19 protein-coding genes are annotated in these 17,194 nt (G+C 64.7%); 10 read left to right on the forward strand and 9 right to left on the reverse strand.

The features are described 5' to 3' along the window. Nucleotides 1–5 precede the first annotated feature (5 nt). Entirely contained in the window at nucleotides 6–854 is an 849-nt protein-coding gene (locus AC4D2M_RS12585; protein WP_490892227.1) for a serine/threonine-protein kinase, read from the forward strand. A 44-nt stretch (nucleotides 855–898) separates the two neighbouring features. On the opposite strand, the gene AC4D2M_RS12590 is transcribed toward AC4D2M_RS12585, so the two are convergent. The 3 genes from AC4D2M_RS12590 to AC4D2M_RS12600 form a co-directional block, all read right to left on the reverse strand. Further along, nucleotides 899–1,963: a spore photoproduct lyase family protein gene (locus tag AC4D2M_RS12590; protein WP_490892228.1), complete on the reverse strand. Its 1,065-nt coding sequence runs from the start codon at nucleotides 1,961–1,963 to the stop codon at nucleotides 899–901. A gap of 98 nt (nucleotides 1,964–2,061) precedes the next feature. Beyond that, entirely contained in the window at nucleotides 2,062–2,901 is an 840-nt protein-coding gene (locus AC4D2M_RS12595) for a glucose 1-dehydrogenase (RefSeq protein ID WP_490892229.1), read from the reverse strand. Nucleotides 2,902–3,059: 158 nt separating this feature from the next. Then, a complete protein-coding gene (locus AC4D2M_RS12600) occupies nucleotides 3,060–3,599 on the reverse strand; it encodes a hypothetical protein (protein ID WP_490892230.1) in 540 nt (179 codons plus the stop codon). A 135-nt stretch (nucleotides 3,600–3,734) separates the two neighbouring features. On the opposite strand from AC4D2M_RS12600, the gene AC4D2M_RS12605 reads away from it, so the two are divergent. From AC4D2M_RS12605 to AC4D2M_RS12635, 7 genes are all read left to right on the forward strand, one after another. Further along, nucleotides 3,735–4,469, forward strand: coding sequence for a glutamine amidotransferase (locus AC4D2M_RS12605; protein WP_490892231.1), 735 nt, complete (start codon nucleotides 3,735–3,737; stop codon nucleotides 4,467–4,469). A gap of 183 nt (nucleotides 4,470–4,652) precedes the next feature. Beyond that, entirely contained in the window at nucleotides 4,653–5,861 is a 1,209-nt protein-coding gene (locus AC4D2M_RS12610) for a glycerophosphodiester phosphodiesterase family protein (protein ID WP_490892232.1), read from the forward strand. Between the two features lie 125 nt (nucleotides 5,862–5,986). After that, a complete protein-coding gene (locus AC4D2M_RS12615) occupies nucleotides 5,987–6,661 on the forward strand; it encodes a haloacid dehalogenase type II (RefSeq protein WP_490892233.1) in 675 nt (224 codons plus the stop codon). Between the two features lie 124 nt (nucleotides 6,662–6,785). Then, entirely contained in the window at nucleotides 6,786–7,694 is a 909-nt protein-coding gene (locus AC4D2M_RS12620) for a nuclease-related domain-containing protein (RefSeq protein WP_490892234.1), read from the forward strand. 76 nt (nucleotides 7,695–7,770) lie between these two features. Further along, entirely contained in the window at nucleotides 7,771–8,106 is a 336-nt protein-coding gene (locus AC4D2M_RS12625) for a putative quinol monooxygenase (RefSeq protein WP_490892235.1), read from the forward strand. Further along, nucleotides 8,099–9,322 carry an NAD(P)/FAD-dependent oxidoreductase gene (locus AC4D2M_RS12630; protein WP_490892236.1) on the forward strand — a complete coding sequence of 408 codons (1,224 nt, stop codon included), beginning with the start codon at nucleotides 8,099–8,101 and terminating at the stop codon, nucleotides 9,320–9,322. Before AC4D2M_RS12625 ends, AC4D2M_RS12630 begins: the two co-directional genes overlap by 8 nt. Before the next feature lie 40 nt (nucleotides 9,323–9,362). Next, on the forward strand, nucleotides 9,363–9,797 hold the full coding sequence (locus tag AC4D2M_RS12635; RefSeq protein WP_490892237.1) for an SRPBCC family protein: 435 nt from the start codon (nucleotides 9,363–9,365) through the stop codon (nucleotides 9,795–9,797). Nucleotides 9,798–9,806: 9 nt separating this feature from the next. Here AC4D2M_RS12635 and AC4D2M_RS12640 read toward each other — a convergent pair whose 3' ends face one another. Both AC4D2M_RS12640 and AC4D2M_RS12645 read right to left on the reverse strand, forming a co-directional pair. Further along, the gene (locus AC4D2M_RS12640) at nucleotides 9,807–10,475 is read right to left on the reverse strand and encodes a class I SAM-dependent methyltransferase (protein WP_490892238.1); all 669 of its coding nucleotides are present in this window, start codon (nucleotides 10,473–10,475) and stop codon (nucleotides 9,807–9,809) included. After that, nucleotides 10,475–11,488 carry an NAD(P)/FAD-dependent oxidoreductase gene (locus AC4D2M_RS12645; protein ID WP_490892239.1) on the reverse strand — a complete coding sequence of 338 codons (1,014 nt, stop codon included), beginning with the start codon at nucleotides 11,486–11,488 and terminating at the stop codon, nucleotides 10,475–10,477. The genes AC4D2M_RS12640 and AC4D2M_RS12645 overlap by 1 nt, the downstream gene beginning before the upstream one ends. A 65-nt stretch (nucleotides 11,489–11,553) precedes the next feature. Between AC4D2M_RS12645 and AC4D2M_RS12650 the strand changes: the two genes are divergently transcribed. Beyond that, nucleotides 11,554–12,135: a helix-turn-helix domain-containing protein gene (locus AC4D2M_RS12650; protein ID WP_490892240.1), complete on the forward strand. Its 582-nt coding sequence runs from the start codon at nucleotides 11,554–11,556 to the stop codon at nucleotides 12,133–12,135. A gap of 66 nt (nucleotides 12,136–12,201) precedes the next feature. Then, nucleotides 12,202–12,855 carry a GntR family transcriptional regulator gene (locus tag AC4D2M_RS12655; RefSeq protein WP_490892241.1) on the forward strand — a complete coding sequence of 218 codons (654 nt, stop codon included), beginning with the start codon at nucleotides 12,202–12,204 and terminating at the stop codon, nucleotides 12,853–12,855. Nucleotides 12,856–12,875: 20 nt separating this feature from the next. Here AC4D2M_RS12655 and AC4D2M_RS12660 read toward each other — a convergent pair whose 3' ends face one another. Genes AC4D2M_RS12660 through AC4D2M_RS12675 form a run of 4 tightly spaced genes read right to left on the reverse strand, consistent with a single transcriptional unit; the run spans nucleotide 12,876 to nucleotide 17,186 of the window. Beyond that, nucleotides 12,876–13,616, reverse strand: coding sequence for a maleate cis-trans isomerase family protein (locus tag AC4D2M_RS12660; RefSeq protein WP_490892242.1), 741 nt, complete (start codon nucleotides 13,614–13,616; stop codon nucleotides 12,876–12,878). Next, a complete protein-coding gene (locus AC4D2M_RS12665; RefSeq protein WP_490892243.1) occupies nucleotides 13,609–15,033 on the reverse strand; it encodes a dihydroorotase in 1,425 nt (474 codons plus the stop codon). The genes AC4D2M_RS12660 and AC4D2M_RS12665 overlap by 8 nt, the downstream gene beginning before the upstream one ends. Next, nucleotides 15,030–15,806: an aspartate/glutamate racemase family protein gene (locus AC4D2M_RS12670; protein ID WP_490892244.1), complete on the reverse strand. Its 777-nt coding sequence runs from the start codon at nucleotides 15,804–15,806 to the stop codon at nucleotides 15,030–15,032. Before AC4D2M_RS12670 ends, AC4D2M_RS12665 begins: the two co-directional genes overlap by 4 nt. Nucleotides 15,807–15,815: 9 nt before the next feature. Next, entirely contained in the window at nucleotides 15,816–17,186 is a 1,371-nt protein-coding gene (locus tag AC4D2M_RS12675) for an MFS transporter (protein ID WP_490892245.1), read from the reverse strand. Between the last annotated feature and the right edge of the window lie 8 nt (nucleotides 17,187–17,194).

Raw genomic sequence — 17,194 nt, forward strand, 5'->3', positions numbered from 1 at the left:
CCCCTATGCCCGGCAGATCGGATATCGCGGACCGCTGGCAACTACAACGAACGATTGGCTCCGGCGCCACCGGAGTTCTGTGGGCAGCCACGGACCTCGATACTTTCACCGACGTCGCCGTGAAAGTGGCCCGGCGCAGTGGGCACACCTTCACGGAAGAAGCTCAGCTCCAGATGTCTCTGGATTCCCCCTACATCACACGCGTGCTCGACTGCGGCGTGACTGACTGCGCTGACGAGGGACCTGTTGAGTATCTTGTGCAGGAACTGGTCGGCGGACTGAACCTGCGCGACATACTGCGACGCACCACTCCGCACAACGTCGATGTGACGGCCTGGGCGTACGGGCTGCTGCGCGCCCTGCAGTCCCTGCATACGGCGGGCATCGTGCACCGGGATATCAAGCCGTCGAACATCATGATCCCTCTTACTGCCGGCGGCTCACCGTCGCCCCAGCCCAAGCTCGTTGACTTCGGAACGGCTGCCCGCGGCCCGCAGTGCGACGACGACGCATCGTCCCAGGGCACCGTCCTCTACATGAGCCCGGAGCAAGCCCACGGCACGGGCGTCGGCGCTCCAAGTGACATGTACTCCCTCGGCCTGGTGCTGCTTGAATGCCTTTCCGGGCACCGAGCCTTCAGCCTTCCCACAGTCGAATCGCTCGTGGCCCGTACCCTGCGCAGCCCCGTGATCCCCGACCACGTCCCGACCCACTGGCGCCGCCTCATCCGCGCGATGACCTCCATGGACCCGGCCCTGCGCCCTACGCCGGCCGAAGCGCTCGAAATGTTGACGAACCCCAACGCCGTGGCTGCACTCTCACGCCACGGGACGGAGCTCGCGCTGGCGGTGTAAGCCCGTCTTCGCCGGCTTACCCTCACGGCACGTTCTCCCGGGCGTCAAAACGCGTAGCGGATCCGGCAGTACGGTGCGATTTCCTCGATCAGTGCGGTCAGTTCTCGGACATAACGTGCCTTGGTTCCTGAACGGTATCGGACATTGGTGAAACCGTTCGAGGAGACCTTCGATTCCTGCAGGTCCGGCCGCCACAGCACGCTCTCGGCCTGAGGATGCCAACCCAGGTTGACCTCGTGGAGGCGTTCGTTGTGGGTCAGGAAGATAACTTCGGCAGCGAGCTGGGCTTTCGCCGCAGGCGTCAGCATGGCGTCGAGTTGGTGCAGGAGCTCGTGCCAGTCACTGAGCCACGTGTCCGTGACGATAACGGGGGAGAAGTTCACGTGTACCTCGTACCCTGCATCGACGAAGTCATTGATGGCCGCCATGCGTTCGGCCACGGCCGAGGTGCGGACGTCGATCGACTTCGCCAGGTCCGCGGGCATGAGGGAGAACCGGATTCTCGTATGCCCGCCGTGATCCCAGTCCAGCATCGCGGGGTTCACGTACTTGGTGGCGAAGGACAGCTTGGCGGTAGGGAGGTCGCGGAAGAGAGTGACCAGGTCCTCAACGTTGTCGCTGATCAATGCGTCCACGGAGCAGTCACTGTTCTCCCCGATGTCGTAGACCCAGAGTTCCGGGTCGCACTGGTTGGGCTCCAGCTTCATGCCCTGGCGCGTGGCATGCCGCTCGAGGGTGCCGGCAATCTGGTTGATGTTCGCGAACACCGTCACCGGGTTGCTGTACCCCTTGTGCCGGGGAACGTAGCAGTAGGCGCACGCCATGGCGCAGCCGTTGGCGGTTGAGGGGGCAATGAAGTCCGCGGACCGCCCGTTGGGCTTGACGGTCAGCGCCTTCTTGACGCCGAGGACCAGCGCCTCGGTCTTGATTCGGGACCAGCGGGGCACGTTGGTCTCATCACCGTGCACCTCAGGGATATTCCAGTGGTTTTCCACCAGAACGACGTCGGCATCCGGCCACCGTTCCACGATCTCCTTGCCGCGGGGCAACTCCAGGGCAGCAGCCTGCGCATAGATGCGCCGAATCTGCAGCAGCCGGTTGAATTCCATGGTTCATCCTCCATCACGTTGAGTTGGCAGGACACACCCCTTCTGCCCGACCATTACCGGTGTGTCCTGCCAACTCAAACCCGTTCGAACCGGGCGCGTCAGAGGATGGGTCGGCCGCCGGTGACGGCGATGCGCGCGCCGGACATGTAGCTGCCGTCGTCGGACGCCAGGAGGACGTATGCCGGGGCTAGCTCAGCAGGCTGCCCGGCGCGGCCCAGGGGAGTATCATCGCCGAACTGCTCTACCTTTTCAGGCGGCATGGTGGCGGGGATGAGCGGGGTCCAGATGGGCCCGGGAGCAACGCTGTTCACGCGGATACCCTTCTCGCCGAGCATCTGCGCGAGGCTTGCGGAGAAGTTCGCGATGGCTGCCTTCGTTGCGGCGTAGGGTGCCAGCGAGGGGCTCGGCATGTCCGAGTTGACGGATGAGCTGCCGATGATCGACGAGCCTGGCGCCATGTGCGGCAGGGCGGCCTTGACCAGGTGGAACATCGCCGCGACGTTCACCTTGAACGTGTACTCCCACTCCTCCTCGGTGATCTCATCGAGGCTCTCGTGGCTCATCTGGTACGCCGCATTGCTGACAAGGACGTCTACCTTGCCGAATTCCTGCACGGCCAGCTCGATGATGTCCCTGCAGTGTTCGGAATCCGAGAGGTCACCGCGTACCAGAACCGCTCGCCGGCCGGCATCCTCGATGTGGCGGGCCGTGTCCTCGGCGTCGTCGTCCTCGCTGAGGTAGGAGATGAGGACGTCGGCACCTTCACGCGCGAAGGCGATGGCCACGGCGCGACCGATTCCGCTGTCGCCGCCGGTGATGACTGCCGCCTTGCCGGTGAGTTTGCCGCTCCCGCGGTAGCTCTCCTCACCGCAGTCCGGCGTAGGGTCCATCTCCGACTGAACGCCGGGTACATCCTGCTGCTGCTTTGGCTGGCCCATGTTTCTCCTCTAAATATTCGCTGTTGGTATCCGGAACTTTTGTGCACCTGTGGCGACCCAGCGACGCCGGAAACCACCAGAGCTGCGTGAAAGTCCCACGGGGGTTAACCGAAGAGGCCCGCCGTTTGGGGGAAACGACGGGCCTTGCTTCTTGGTGTCTAGCGGTTGAAGAGTCCGCCAAGCACGTTCGTGGGGCGCTGCTGCTCACCCTGGTTTGCACCCAGCACAATCACTGCGCCGCTGAGGGCGGGCAGGACCCACTGAAGAATCTTCAGCTGCTGCTGTGCTTTGGCAAGTTCCTCGGGCGCTCCCGGGTTGGGCTCTGTTGAGCCTTCAGCGCCGTGCTGGCTCAGCTCACCCACCTTCTTTCCGAGCATGCCGGAGTAGAGGGACGCTGCCATGCCGACGACAGTAATCGCGGACTTGACGACGGTATTGGCGACGGCGCCCGACTGTCCGGCCAGGCGGCCCTTGTTCGCGGCGATGAGCCCGATGCCGCCGATCGCGTGTGCGCCGAACGCTGCAATCTGCACCGGAGTCCAGCGAGCCCACCCGATCGTGGAAAGACGAGCGCGCTCCGTGGGGTCCTTGGCTTCGGCTGCCGCGCCGTTCAGGCCGACGGCGCCCATGAGCGACCCGCCGAACCAAGCCGCAGCACTGAGATCGTGAAGGGATCGTACAAGCGTGTTTCCTGCCATGATGCTCTCCTTAGACTTGGGATGCCGTAGACCGTCAAGGAATTAATGGGAAGACGGCACCGTTAATTTCTATCAGCATGCTTACCATTTTGCGAGGGGTCGGCTGAAAAATCTGCCGGGCAGTACGATCAATGGGTGCTACCGTTCCTGCTTCTGGGCACCCGCGCCGAGGATACGGCGGCCGAGGGTGAATACCGCAGCTTCCTCCGCTTTACCGGGCTGACGCCGTCGAGTCTTCATCGAATCCGTGTGGAGCAGAAACCTCTGCCCGATCTCCGGCTCGAGGACTATTCCGGTATCTTCCTCGGCGGCAGCCCCTTCAACTCTTCCGACCCGGAGGACGCTAAATCTTTCACGCAGCATCGTGTGGAGCGTGAACTCGGTGAGTTGCTCGACCGGGTTGTCGACTCCGACTTCCCGTTCATGGGCGCCTGCTACGGGGTCGGAACGCTGGGGCGGCACCAGGGCGCGGTGATTGACCGAACCTTCGCGGAACCGATCGGTCCGGTGGAGATCACAATGAACGACGACGGCGCATCGGACCCGCTACTGGCCGGCCTCCCGCCGCGCTTCGATGCCTTCGTTGGGCACAAGGAGGCTTGCGCAACGCTTCCGGCCGGCGCGGTGCTGCTGGCGTCGTCGGCGTCGTGCCCAGTGCAGATGTTCCGGGTGAAGAGAAACCTCTATGCCACGCAGTTTCACCCCGAACTGGACGTAGAGGGTCTCGTTCAACGCATCCGCATCTACCGGCATGCCGGCTACTTCCCGCCGGATCAGGCGGAAACCGTCATTCAGCGCGCGAAGGGCTCGTCAGTGACCTGGCCGCCGCAGATCCTCACCAACTTCGTGCGGCGTTACTCCCGCCACTAACCCGTCGATTTGGCAGGACACACCCCGTTACGCGGGCTCTCACGGTGTGTCCTGCCAACTCAACGCGGGGTGTGGGCGCGGCTTTCACTCGCAGTTCACCCGGCGTTGACCAGGTGGACCACAGCACCATGAAACATCGGGGGAGGGGACCACCCACACTTCATCCGAAAGGGACTGAACCTTATGGCTTTTCGCCTGACCAGGACCATTGCCACCGCCGTTGCCGGACTGACACTCGCCACCGTGCCCGTCGCCGTCGCACACGCTGTGCCCGCCGAGAAGGCGACCGACGCCCCGATCCTCATCGGACACCGGGGAGCTGCCGGCACCGCACCGGAGAACACTGTTGCCGCGTTCAAGGACGGACGTGCGTCCGGTGCCGACTTCTTCGAGATCGACGTGCAGCTGAGCGCCGACGGCGTTCCGTTCCTGTTCCACGACAACACCCCTGCGCGCACAACCAACGTTGAAGAGGTGTTCCCCGGCCGCGAGAACAACCCGATCACGTCCTTCACCTGGGCGGAACTTCAGCAGCTCGACGCCGGCTCCTACTTCAGCGACAAGTACGCAGGGGAGCGCATCCCGCATTTCGACGACGCGGCTGAGATCGCAACCGTCAAGACCGGTGTGTACATCGAGATCAAGGCGCCCGTGAACTCGCCCGGCGTCGAGCAGGTTGTCGCCGATGAACTCTACAGCGACCCGAAGTGGACGCAGCTGGTTGCCGCGGACAAGATCCAGGTCATCGGCTTTGATGAGGCTTCGAATCGCCGCTTCGCAGCAATCGCTCCGGACATCGAGCTGCAGCAGCTCACCAGCGTGGTTCCGCCGCGTGCGGTTGTTGAGTCGTGGGCGACCTTCGCCGATTCTGTGGGTACCAACTACCGGACCCTGACACCGCAGAACGTTGCGGACGTGAAGGGCGCCGGACTGATCCTCGGCGTGTACACGGTGAACTCGCCCGAGGCGGTGCAGTACTCGCTGGATCTCGGCGTCGACGCGGTGACCACAGACTTCCCGATCCAGAACCACCGTTTCCTCAAGGGTCAGCCCGTGTTCCCGGGAGCCGGCGTCGAAATCGCCGACTCGGTGAACAACCCGGTCGGCAACGATGTGCAGCCCGAGAACGGCGAGCACGTGGTCCTCCGCAACACCTCAGGCGCGAGCATCGACGTGAGCGGCGCAATCATCCGGGATGCCGCGAATAACATCCTGACCATCGGCGAGGGCTATGTCCTGGCGCCCGGCGCGGAGCTTCGCGTGTACACGGGACCCGGAACGAACTCGGCTGAGGCCTACTACAACGGGGGCAGCGCTTCGGTGCTGAACAACGGCGGCGATTCGGTTGCCCTGTGGATCGGCCCGCGTCTGCAGGACGTCTTCGCGAACTAGCGGTTCCGTTTCCCTGACTGCGCCTGTCCGCCGGACTCCACACCGGCGGACAGGCGCAGTCGCATTTCTCCTACCTGGCGGCCGTAAGCCTGTTCCCGGCCGCTTCCTCCTGTCATGGTTGCACCATGACCAATCAGCCACGAACCATCATTTTCGACGTCAATGAAACCCTGTCCGATATGAGTCCGCTCGCCGACGCGTTCGACGACGAGGGGCTGCCCGTGCTGGCGGCGCGCGTGTGGTTCGCGGGGATCCTGCGGGACGGCTTCGCCCTCACCGTGACGAACGATCATCCCGGCTTCGCCGACCTCGCCAAGGACAGCCTCCAGCGGCTGTGCGCTGACACGCTCGGCGCGGGGGACCACACTGCCGCGGAGGACAACATCATGGGCGTGCTGACAACACTTTCCGTGCACGACGACGTCGTCCCCGGCATTGAGGCGCTCGCCGGCCTTGCAGAGCTGGTCACCCTGAGCAACGGCGCAACGTCGGTGGCGGAAGCGCTTTTCGAGCGGGCAGGAATCCGCGAACACTTCGCCAGACTGCTCAGCGTCGCCGACGCCGACCGTTGGAAGCCCGCTCAGGAAGCCTACGAGTATGCTGCGGCGGAACTCGTTCGGGAGCCGGGGGAGCTCCTGTTGGTTGCGGTTCACCCCTGGGACATCCACGGCGCGCACCGGGCCGGATTGGAGACGGCGTGGATCAACCGATCCGGTACGGCTTACCCGGCATACTTCGAGACCCCGCACCTTGAGGCGAGCAGTCTCCCGGAGCTCGCCGAGAAGCTGCGGACGGCTTAGGTCACCTCCCTACAGGGCCATTCCTGCGCGGCTCCCTACCTCCAGAACTGATTCAGTTTTGCGGATTTCCTGGTCCAAGCCTTGGAATGCGGTCCTAGTCTGAAAAGGATCGAATGGGGGGAACATGTCGACAGATGCGGCTGCAGGAGCAGGTGCTGCCGAACAGGCGCGGCGGGCTCGGGAGCGGGTCGAGAAGCTGAAGCAGGAATTGGTGCGCGCCGAGCAGCAGTTGCACGCCTGGGAGGCGGGGGCGCTGGGAGAGCGACTTGTCGCTGAACGGCTGGCCGAGCTCGAAGGTGAGGGTTGGCGCGTCCTTCACGATGTCCATTGGCCGGGTCGACCCAAAGCGAATCTGGATCATGTGCTCGTTGGGCCGGTCGGCGTCGTCGTTCTGGACACAAAGAACTGGACCGGCACCGTTGAATTGCGCGGCGGCGAACTGCGGCAGAACGGGTACCGGGCTGCGCGGATCGACACTGTGCTGGACCAGGCTAGCGCCGTCGCAGCGCTGCTGGAACCACAGCATCGGTACCTCGCTGTCGGCTGGATCTGCTTGATCGGACAGCCCGATGTTGCAGGTCGTTCGAATAGCGGCGTCCGCATTGAAGCGGCGGAGACGTTCATACCGGCGTTGCGCTCGCTGCCCACCGTGCTGGATATCGTTGCAGTCGACGTCATCGCGCGGTATCTCAGGGAGATGCTGGCCGGTGAACGAAGCCCCGGCTTGTGGACTACACAGGAACTGCATGCAGCTGACGGCGGTGCCTCGCAGACACTCCAGCGACGTCGGGTTGGAATGCGCGACCAGGTGGCCACGGGGCGGTCCCCGGCCCGCCCGCCGACCTCCAACCGCCGGGGGAGCACGCGCCGGAGATCGAAGCGTCCCGGGCTTGCTGGAGTTGTGATCAGGTTGTCTCTGGTGGTGATCGGCATCATGACTCTGTTGAACATCATGGACGGCTTCACGGAGCGTTCCCAGCCGGCTCCGCTGCCGGCTCCGACGTCAACGCTGCTGGTTCCGGGTGGAAGCTGATCACTCCTGGGGGACTGCGGCGCTCGCCCGGGACGCCTAGCATGGTGCAGGAACCACTCGAGCGGAAGGCATCAGCATGATCTTCATCGTCGTCAAATTCAACGTGAAGCCCGACTGGAGCGAGCGCTGGCTCGATCTCACCCGCGAGTTCACCGAAGCCACCCGCGCCGAGCCCGGCAACCTCTGGTTCGACTGGTCGCGCAGCGTGGATAACCCCAACGAGTTTGTCCTCGTTGAGGCCTTTGAAGACGATTCCGCCGGCGCCCACGTGACCAGCGACCACTTCCAGCAGGCCATGAAGGACATGCCGCAGGCGCTCGTCGAAACTCCGCACATCATCAGTGAACAGATCTCAGCCACGAACTGGAACCGCATGGGTGAGCTCACCATCGAGAGGAGCGATCATGTCTGAGGACAGCGGAGAATCCCAGGGACAGGGAGACCTGCAATACCAGGTGCTGATCATCGGCGGCGGAAACGCCGGTATCTCCCTCGCGGCACGCCTCAAGCGCTACAAGGTCAAGGGAATCGCCGTCGTCGATCCCACTGAACAGCACCAATACCAGCCCTTCTTCTCCCACATTGCCGGCGGTACAGGCAAGGCGGAGATGGCCGTGCGGTCACAGAAGTCCGTGATGCCGAAGGGCATCACCTGGCACCGTGACTCTGCCACAGCCATAGAGCCGGCAACGAAGACCGTGACGCTCGCCTCCGGCAGGACTCTCACGTACGGACACCTCGTCGTCTGCCCTGGAATCCAGAAGAACTGGGACGGAATTCCAGGTCTGCAGAGCGCCTACGATTCCCCGTACGGAGCGACGAACTACAGCCTCGACCTCGCCGTGAAGGCATGGCGCCTGCTGAGCAACCTCCGGTCCGGAACAGTGGTCTTCACCATGCCCGACGGCCCCATCACCTGCGGCGGCGCCGCCCAGAAGCCCATGTACCTCGCGTGCGACTACTGGCGCTCGCAGGGCGTCCTCGACAACATCCGCGTGATCCTCGCCGTCCCGACGAAGACCGTCTACGGCGTCGAAGTTGTGGACGAGGAGCTGAACCGGAAGATCACCGAGTACGGCATCGAACTGCGCTGCAGCACGGAACTCACATCGGTCGACGCCGACAACCGGGTGGCCACCCTGCGTGACACCGCCCAGGGCACGGAGGAACAGATCCAGTACGACGTCCTGCACGCCGCACCGCCGCAGTCCGCCCCGGACTGGATTCGCGAAACCGGCCTGGCCGATGACGACGGTTTCGTCGCCGTCGACAAGAAGACCCTCCGACACGTCACTCACCCAACGGTGTGGTCGCTGGGTGACGCGGCGGGGACCCCGAACTCCAAGTCGGGTGCGGCCCTCCGGCAGCAGACCAAGGTCCTCGCGAAGAACCTGAAAGCTGTGCTCAAGGGCAGTCAGCCCAGCCAGGAGTACAACGGCTACGGAGCCTGTCCTTTCACGGTAAGTCGCTCTACAGTGGTGCTTGCCGAATTCGATGACACCCGCGCACCCAAACCTTCCGTTCCCGGCTGGAAGGGCCTCGCGAAGGAGAAGCGGCTGACGTGGCTGGTGGAGCGGTACGGGTTCATCCGGTTGTACTGGTACGCCATCTTGAAGGGCAGGGCGTAGGCTTTCAGCGCTGACGCCCCATCACGGAGAGAGGATCCGCATGTCCCACCAGATCACTGTCACCCGCACCTTCGCCGCCCCGAGGGAACGCGTCTTCGCAGCGTGGACCGACCCCGCGGACTTCGCCGTCTGGTTCGGAAGTTCGCAGGTCCACGTGCCACGCGACTCCCTCGTGCTCGACGTTCGCCCCGGCGGTAGTTGGCACGCCGTCATGGAGCTGCCGGACGGCAACACCATCAACTGGGAGGGCGAGTACACCGAGGTGACCCCGCCGGAACGGTTGGGCCTGACCATCACCGACCGGCCAGGCACGGACCCGGGAGCGCCCATCAGCGTCACCTTCGCCGACGTCGACGGCCGTACGCAGATGACCCTTGTGCAGGACGCCCCCGACTTCTCCGCGGAGCAGCGCGAGCAGACAGCTGCGGGCTATCAGGCGTTCTTCGACGACCTGGAGGCGCTCGTCGTCTCCTGACCGCTGTGTCTACGTCAGGCGCCGGCCCCGGTAGACGGTATCGGCGACGGCGAGGGTTTCGCCCTCCGGACCGCTGGCCTTACGCGGACGTGCCTCAATGACCTGGTGCTCCCAGCCGTCGTCGAGCATCTCCGCGATGTCCTCCGCGGTGAAGTACAGGTCGGGCAGGTTAGGGCGGGATGCTTCGGACTGCAGGTCCGACGGGTGGTGACCAACAATCAGCAGGGTTCCACCCGGCGCGACGGCGCGGGCCAGGTTCCGGAACAGGTGCTCACGCTGGGCGGTGGGCAGATGCATGTACTGGGCGGTGACGAGGTCAAGGGAGCCCGACGGAGGGGCCCAGGCCGTGAGGTCATGATGTTCCCAGCGCACCGGAGAAGTGCCGGATTCTTGCCCCTCCCGCTGCTCCCGCTCGTGCTCGGCCGCGCGGGAGAGAGCGACCCTCGAGATGTCGACGCCGGTGACCTCCCAGCCGCGCGCGGCCAGCCACAGCGCATCCGCGCCTTCACCGCAGCCGACGTCGAGCGCGGTACCGGGACGCAGGCCCTCGGCTTCGGCGACCAACTGCGGGTTCGGGCGTCCGCTCCAGATGCGCTTCTTCTCCGCGTACCGGGCGTCCCAGAACGCTTCGTCGAATTCGCGGGGACCGTGATCGTGGGCCTGGTGGTGTGTATGCATCAGGAAACCTCCGCTCCTATCCTGCTCCCTGCGGGGGCGGCCGCGGAAGAGGACCGGTAAGTCTCGAGATCCCGCTGGAGTTCCTCGGCCATGAGGTGGTTATTGATGGCCACCGCTGCTGCCGAGCCCGCTGCGGCGGACGGCAGGACCTGCAGCATCAGGTTCGCCACGTTCCCGGCGGCCCAGACGCCGTCGACGTCGGTGGCCCCCATCTCGTCCACCGCAAGATGCTCGCCGACACCGGCTGGGTGCTGGACCGGGTTGAGACCCAGGCCTGTGAAGATCCCGGTATTGGCAACGAAGCGCGGTGCAACCGCCAGGGCCTCTACCGGGACCACGAGATCGCCGGTGAGTTCCACGCCGCTCAGGGCGCCGCCGTCGTTCTCATTGAGGACGCGGGTCACGCCGCCGTCCACGACCTCGATCCCGCGCGCGGCGAGGTGCTCCCACTCTTCCTCGGTCGGTTCAACGGTGTCGTTCAGGAAGAGTGTGATGCTGCTGCTCCACTGGCGGAACAGCAACGCCTGGTGGACCGACATGGCGCGGGTACCCAGGACTCCGATGCGCTGGTCGCGGACTTCCCACCCGTGGCAGAACGGGCAGTGCAGGACCTCCCGGCCCCACCGTTCGCGGAGTCCGGGAATGTCCGGCAGCACGTCGGTCAGTCCGGCGGTGAGGAGCAGCCGGCGCGAGGAGAGCACGGTCCCGTCGTCGAGCGTGGTGCGGAAGCGGAGGTGGGGATCAGCGGTGCGGGCTGCGTCAACGACGGTGCCGGCGATTATGGCGCCGCCATAGGACTGCACGTCGGCTTGACCGGCGGTCACGAGGTCGAGCGGGTTCATCCCCTCACGGGTGATGAACCCGTGCACGCCGCTGGCGGGGGAGTTGCGTGGGTGGCCCGCGTCGACCACGGCGACACTCCGGCGGGTGCGCCCGAGCATCAGTGCCGCGCTGAGGCCGGCGGCTCCGCCGCCAATCACGACGACGTCGAAAGAGTTCAGTTCAGGTGTCATGGTTTCAGCATGGAACGGGCAAACGCGACTAGCAAGGAACCTTGCTGAAGTGGCAAAATATGGGTATGAGTGACGAGATTGGAGAAGCCCTCGCCGCGGTGGGGCCCCGGCTTAGGGCGCTCCGGGTGAAGCGGGACGTGACCCTTCAGGCGCTGTCCGAGTCGACGGGCATTTCGGTGAGCACGTTGTCCCGGCTTGAATCCGGACAACGTAAACCGAACCTGGAATTGCTGCTCCCGCTGGCCCAGGCGCATCAGGTGCCGTTGGATGAACTCGTGGGTGCACCGACTACGGGTGACCCGCGCGTACACCTGCGTCCGATCGATATGGGGCGTGGAACGGTGGTACCACTGACCCGCCGGCCGGGCGGCATCCAGGCCTACAAGCACGTGCTGCACGCCGACATGCCGCTCGAGGAACCTGACCTCAAGGTCCATGAGGGGTACGAGTGGCTGTACGTGCTGAACGGTAACCTTCGCATGGTCCTGGGTGAACTCGACCTGGTGCTGCCCGCCGGGGAAGCGGCGGAGTTCGACACCCGGGTACCGCACTGGTTCGGGAAGGCGGACCGTCACGCCGTGGAGTTCCTCAGCCTGTTCGGGCGGCAGGGCGAGCGGATGCACTTGCGGGCGAAGACAACGAATTGAGGCAGAGGATTCACCATGAACCGGTAGTGTGGATTTCGCGCGAAGACGGCGGTGAAGGGACAGTACATGAGTGTTCAGGGCGGACTGTATCGCCATGACCTTCCTCTGCGTGAGATCGTCGGGAACGAGATCCGCAGCCGTATCTTCAACGGAACGTTCCCGCCTGGTACGCGGCTGGTGGAACGTGACCTTGCAACCGAGTTTGAGGTCTCCAGGTTCCCTGTCCGCGAAGCGATCCGGATCCTTCATCGGGAAGGCCTTGTCGAGACACTGCCAACCCGCGGCATCGTGGTCAAGCGGCTCGAGCGCAAGGAAGTCGAGGAGATCTTCGACATCCGCGAGGCGCTGGAGGGCCTGGCGTCGAAGCTGGCGGCGGAGAGGGTGGCTGCCGGTGAGCCCAACGACCTCCAGAAGTATGTCGAGCTATCCCGTGAAGCGCTCGCCGAGGGAGATCGGGAGGCCGCCCGCGCGGCGAACTCGGATTTTCATGACGCGATCATCGATTTCTCAGGCAGCGCGACCCTGCGTGACATTCTGACGCCCCTGATGGGGAGACTGCACTGGCTCTTCGGGCAGGTATCCAACCTCGATGCCGTATGCAACGAGCACAGTGACCTATGCGCGGCGATCAATTCCGGTGACCCGGCGGCAGCAGCCGAAGAGGCGTTACACCACGTCCAGTCCTACCGGGACCAGACGCTGAAGCACCTCTTCGGCTGACCGCAGGGGCAGAGCAGGCACTAGAGCAACAGGCGTCCCCAGCGCTGGTCAAGGCCGGGAGCCCCGGCCATGGTGAGTGTCTTCCACAGCGTCACTGCCACCGAGTCGAGCACGGGCAGGCCGGTCTCCGCCTCGACTTGCTCGACCACCGGCGCGCCGTACAGATTGGTGCAGAGGTAGATCAGAGCGTCTGGTCGGTCCTGCCGCGATGCCAGGTCACGGGACGGTTCGAGCAGGTCCGACGGCGGAACCCTCCCGAAGGACTCGTTCACGGACAGCCCGAGGTGCCGCTCGGACACCACCTCGATGCCCTCCGTGGAATACCGTCGAGCGATTGCATCGTTGACGTCCGCTGTGTAGGGCGTGATCAGTCCGATCCGCGTTGCCCCGAACGCCTTGAGGGCGTCCAGGTAGGCGAGCGTCGAGGTGGTGGCCGGGACACCTGTTTCAGCGGTGATCTGACGCACCATCTCGCGGTCTGCTGCTGGGCCCAACCATGATCCGGCGGTGCCGTTCCATGCGATCACATCGACGTCGGCTGTCTGCAGGAGCCGCGCCGCGGCAACCATCGTGGAATGGTCAAACTGCCTGTTCGAACCGTCGTCCAGCGCAATCCGCGTGACTTCGACACGCGTGAAGTGCACGGTGACGTCGGTGCGGTCCCCGAGAATCCGATAGGTCTGCGGTTCAAGGCACGTATTCGACGACGGGACAATCATCCCGATGCGGGTCGATCGTGAAGTCTCAGCCAGCTCATACATGCGACAGGACCTCCTGCCTGATGCCCTGCATCTCGCGCGGTCCCTGCCTCCGGATAAACCGGCCAACGGGTCCCGGGTCGCTGAAGACGCCGTCGTCGAGCACTACGCGGCCGGCGGAAATAACCGTCGATGGCCACCCAGCGAGCTCCAGGCCATGGAAGGGCGAGAAGTCCGTCCCCATGTGGAGCGCGGCGCCGTCGACAGTCCGGACTTCCCGCGGATCGAACAGAACAATATCGGCGTCGTATCCGGGAGCAAGGACTCCCTTGGAAGCCAGCCCATTGATGCGCGCCGGTGCGGCGGCGAAGAGTTCCACGAACTGTTGCAGTGGCATTCCCCGCTCCGTAACCAGGGAGGTGAACGTCGCCGGCATCCGGGTCTCGACGCCGGGAAGACCGTGCGGCATGAACCGGATGTCGTCCTTGCGTGAGGACTTCTGGCCCATGTCGTAGCACGAATGGTCCGAGGAGACGGTGTCGATTCCGCCGGCGAGAGCCCGGTCGACAAGCTCCTGAACGGCCTCCCTGCTGCGCATCGGGGGACAGCAGGCAAACCGCTCGGGGAACTCCGAGCCATAAACGCTTTCGTCAAGGCTCAGATAGTGCGGGCAGGTCTCGGAGTAGGCGCTGAACCCGCGGAACCGGGCGTCCTGTACCAGCTCGACTGCTTCGGAGACCGTCTGGTGCACGAAGTAAACCGGTGCGCCGGTGTACTCGGCCATGGCCAGGACTTCGCGAACAGAGGCGATCTCCGCCAGTTCCGGCCGGGTACGGTGCAGGTTCTCGATCCCGGTCTCTCCGCGGCCTGCGTGGTCACCGGTGCAGTCAGCGATGATGGCGTCGTGCTCGGCGTGTATGTAGGTTAGCCCGTCGAGACGGACCATTTCCTTCATGACGCGCAGGATGGTGTCCTCATCCGCCATGGTGGAACCGCGATTGGTGGTGTACATCTTCACCGACCGGATGCCGAGTTCCGACAGCCGCTCAAGCTGGGCCGGGACGGTGTCGTCCCAGGTGATGACCGAACCGTGCAGCGCAACATCGCAGCGCGCTACCTGTGCCAGGCGCAGCTTGTTCTCCGCAGCCTGCAAGGGAGTTTCGTTCAGTGAGCGCGGGATGCCGAAGTCGATGACCGTCGTAGTGCCTCCCCAGAGCGCGGCGATGGTTGCGGACTCGAAGGTGTCCAGTGATGAGTATGCACCGGTGACCTGTTCGATGTGGCAGTGCCCATCCACTCCGCCCGGAATGGCGGTGCGGCCTCGCGCGTCGATCATGCGGGCAGCCTCGGGGAGTTCGTCGGGAGGGGTGGCACCGTCGTAGATTGCGGCGATGCGCCCGTCCAGCACGCCGATGTGGCCGGTGACCGTATGGGTGGCGTTGACTATGACGGTATTCGTGACGAGCGAGTCCAGTCTCATTCCGGACCACGTTCCTTTCCATGAATCTCGTGCCCGCGTCCAAGCGTGCGGGTAATGGCAACTGATAAGCCGGCATTCGGTTTCGGCGGAGGGGGTGCGAAGCTGCCGGCACGGTGGCTTCCACCTGCGAGGGCGACGAGCACTTCGGCCTGCTTCACGCCGGCCGAAATGCCATCCACAACCGGCACGGGAATCTGGTTGCCTACTTCCCTTGCCAACCCGGCCAGCGGAGCGCCGGCGAGGATGACGACGTCGGCCCCGTCTTCGCGGACCACCTGGCCTGAGAGCTCGAGCAGGTGGGGAGTGAAGTCCTCCTGGACGGAACCTATTCCGGTGAGCGGGTCGGTCAGGGAGCGGATGGAAGCCAACCGCCCCCCGAGACCGTTCCGTTCCACGCACTCCCGGTACCAGGCCGTGATCCGGTGGGAGATTGCCACAATGGAGAACCGGGTGCCCTGAAGGGCCGCGGTGTAGAGCGCGGCCTCCGTGATTCCCACGACCGGGATGTCCACGAATTCCTTGAGCGCCGGCATGCCCGGGTCGCCGAAAGCGGCAACGACGACGGCGTCCACGTTCTCGTGTTCCTCTGCGATCACCTGCGCCACAGCCCCCGCTGCGAGCAGCGATTCCATGCGGGTTTCGATGTATTCCACGCCGAAGGGCGCCGTCCGCAGGATGATTTCGGTCCCGGGTGACGCTGCCCGCTGTGCCTCAGCGAGGATCAGAGCGGACACCTTTTCGCTGATGTTTGGATTGATGACCAGGAGTTTCATGGTGTGTTCCTAGACCGGCAGGCGGCGGCTGTAGTCGAGGGTGATCACCGAAACGAACATCACGATGGCTGCACCGACGAAGTAGAGCAGTGCCCAGGTGTAACCGCCGGTGGCTCCGACGATGAAACCGATGGCCATGGGGGTGATGAAGCCGTTGACGTTGCCGGCAAGGTTCATTGCACCGCCGAGGACGCCGGCGTTGCCGCGGCCACCGAGCAGGGAGGGGATGCTCCAGAAGAGGCCGACCCAGCGCAGGAAGAACAGCACCACGGACAGGAGCACGACGGCGGTAATCGGGTCATTCACGAGGGTGACGCCGACCAGTCCTGCGACGACCACGAGGCTCGAGAAGCCGAGCAGCGTGCGCATCACCTTGTTGGCCGAGGCACCCTTGGCGCGCCAGGCGTCGGCGATGTTGCCGCCGAGGATTTCGCCCACGAAGCCTGCGCCGAAGATGACGAAGGTTCCCCAGCCCACTCCGGCGAGGTTGAAGCCCTTGGCCTCGGAAAGGTAGAGCGGGCCCCAGGTGAGCAGGCCGTAGAAGACACCGTTGAAGCCGAACCAGCCGAAGCACATGGCCCAGAAGGACTTGAACTTCAGGTAGGGGAGCAGGCCGCGCTTGCCGGGGGCTCCGGCGGCTGCTGCCTTCGCGTCTTCCTCTGCGTGGGACGCTTCGATCAGGTCCACTTCGGCCTGGTTGATGCTTCGGTGTTGGCGGGGGGTGTCGCGGATGTACCACCAGGCGAGGAAGCCGAAGAGAGCGGTGGCGATGCCGGCTGCGAGGAAGGCACCGCGCCAGCCGCCGGTGAGGCCGATCAGGCCGGCAATCGCGATGCCCCCGATGCCGGCGCCAAGGGGAGCGCCGGCGTCGAGAATGGTGGCGCCGCGGCCGCGTTCGCCGGTGGCCATCCACTGGCCGTTGAGCTTGCCGCCGGCGGGCATGATCGCCGCTTCGGTGACGCCGATCAGTGCGCGTGCTGTGAAGAGGCTGGCGAAGTTCCACGCCAGGCCGGAGGCAGCCGTGGCAAGGCCCCAGCCCACGCAGGAGCCCGTGACCATCTTGCGTGCACCGAGGCGGTCAACGAGCCAGCCGCCGGGTACCTGCATGAGGGCGTAGGCGAAGAAGAACGCGGAGAGCAGAACGCCGATGGACTCCGGTGAGAGGTTGAACTCTTCCTGGATGAGCGGCATGGCCACGGAGATGGACCCGCGGTCCACATAGTTGAGGGTGACGAGGATGAGCAGTAGGACGAAGAGCTTCCACCGAATTTTCGTGGGCTTTTTGCTTTCGGTGGTCCTGCGGGCCGCGTCTCCCGAGGTGTCGGATAGATCCTGAGGTGGCAGATCCACCGTCGAGGTCAGATGGTCGTCATTGGCCATGTCATGAA

Source organism: Arthrobacter sp. TJ-270 (assembly GCF_058269075.1).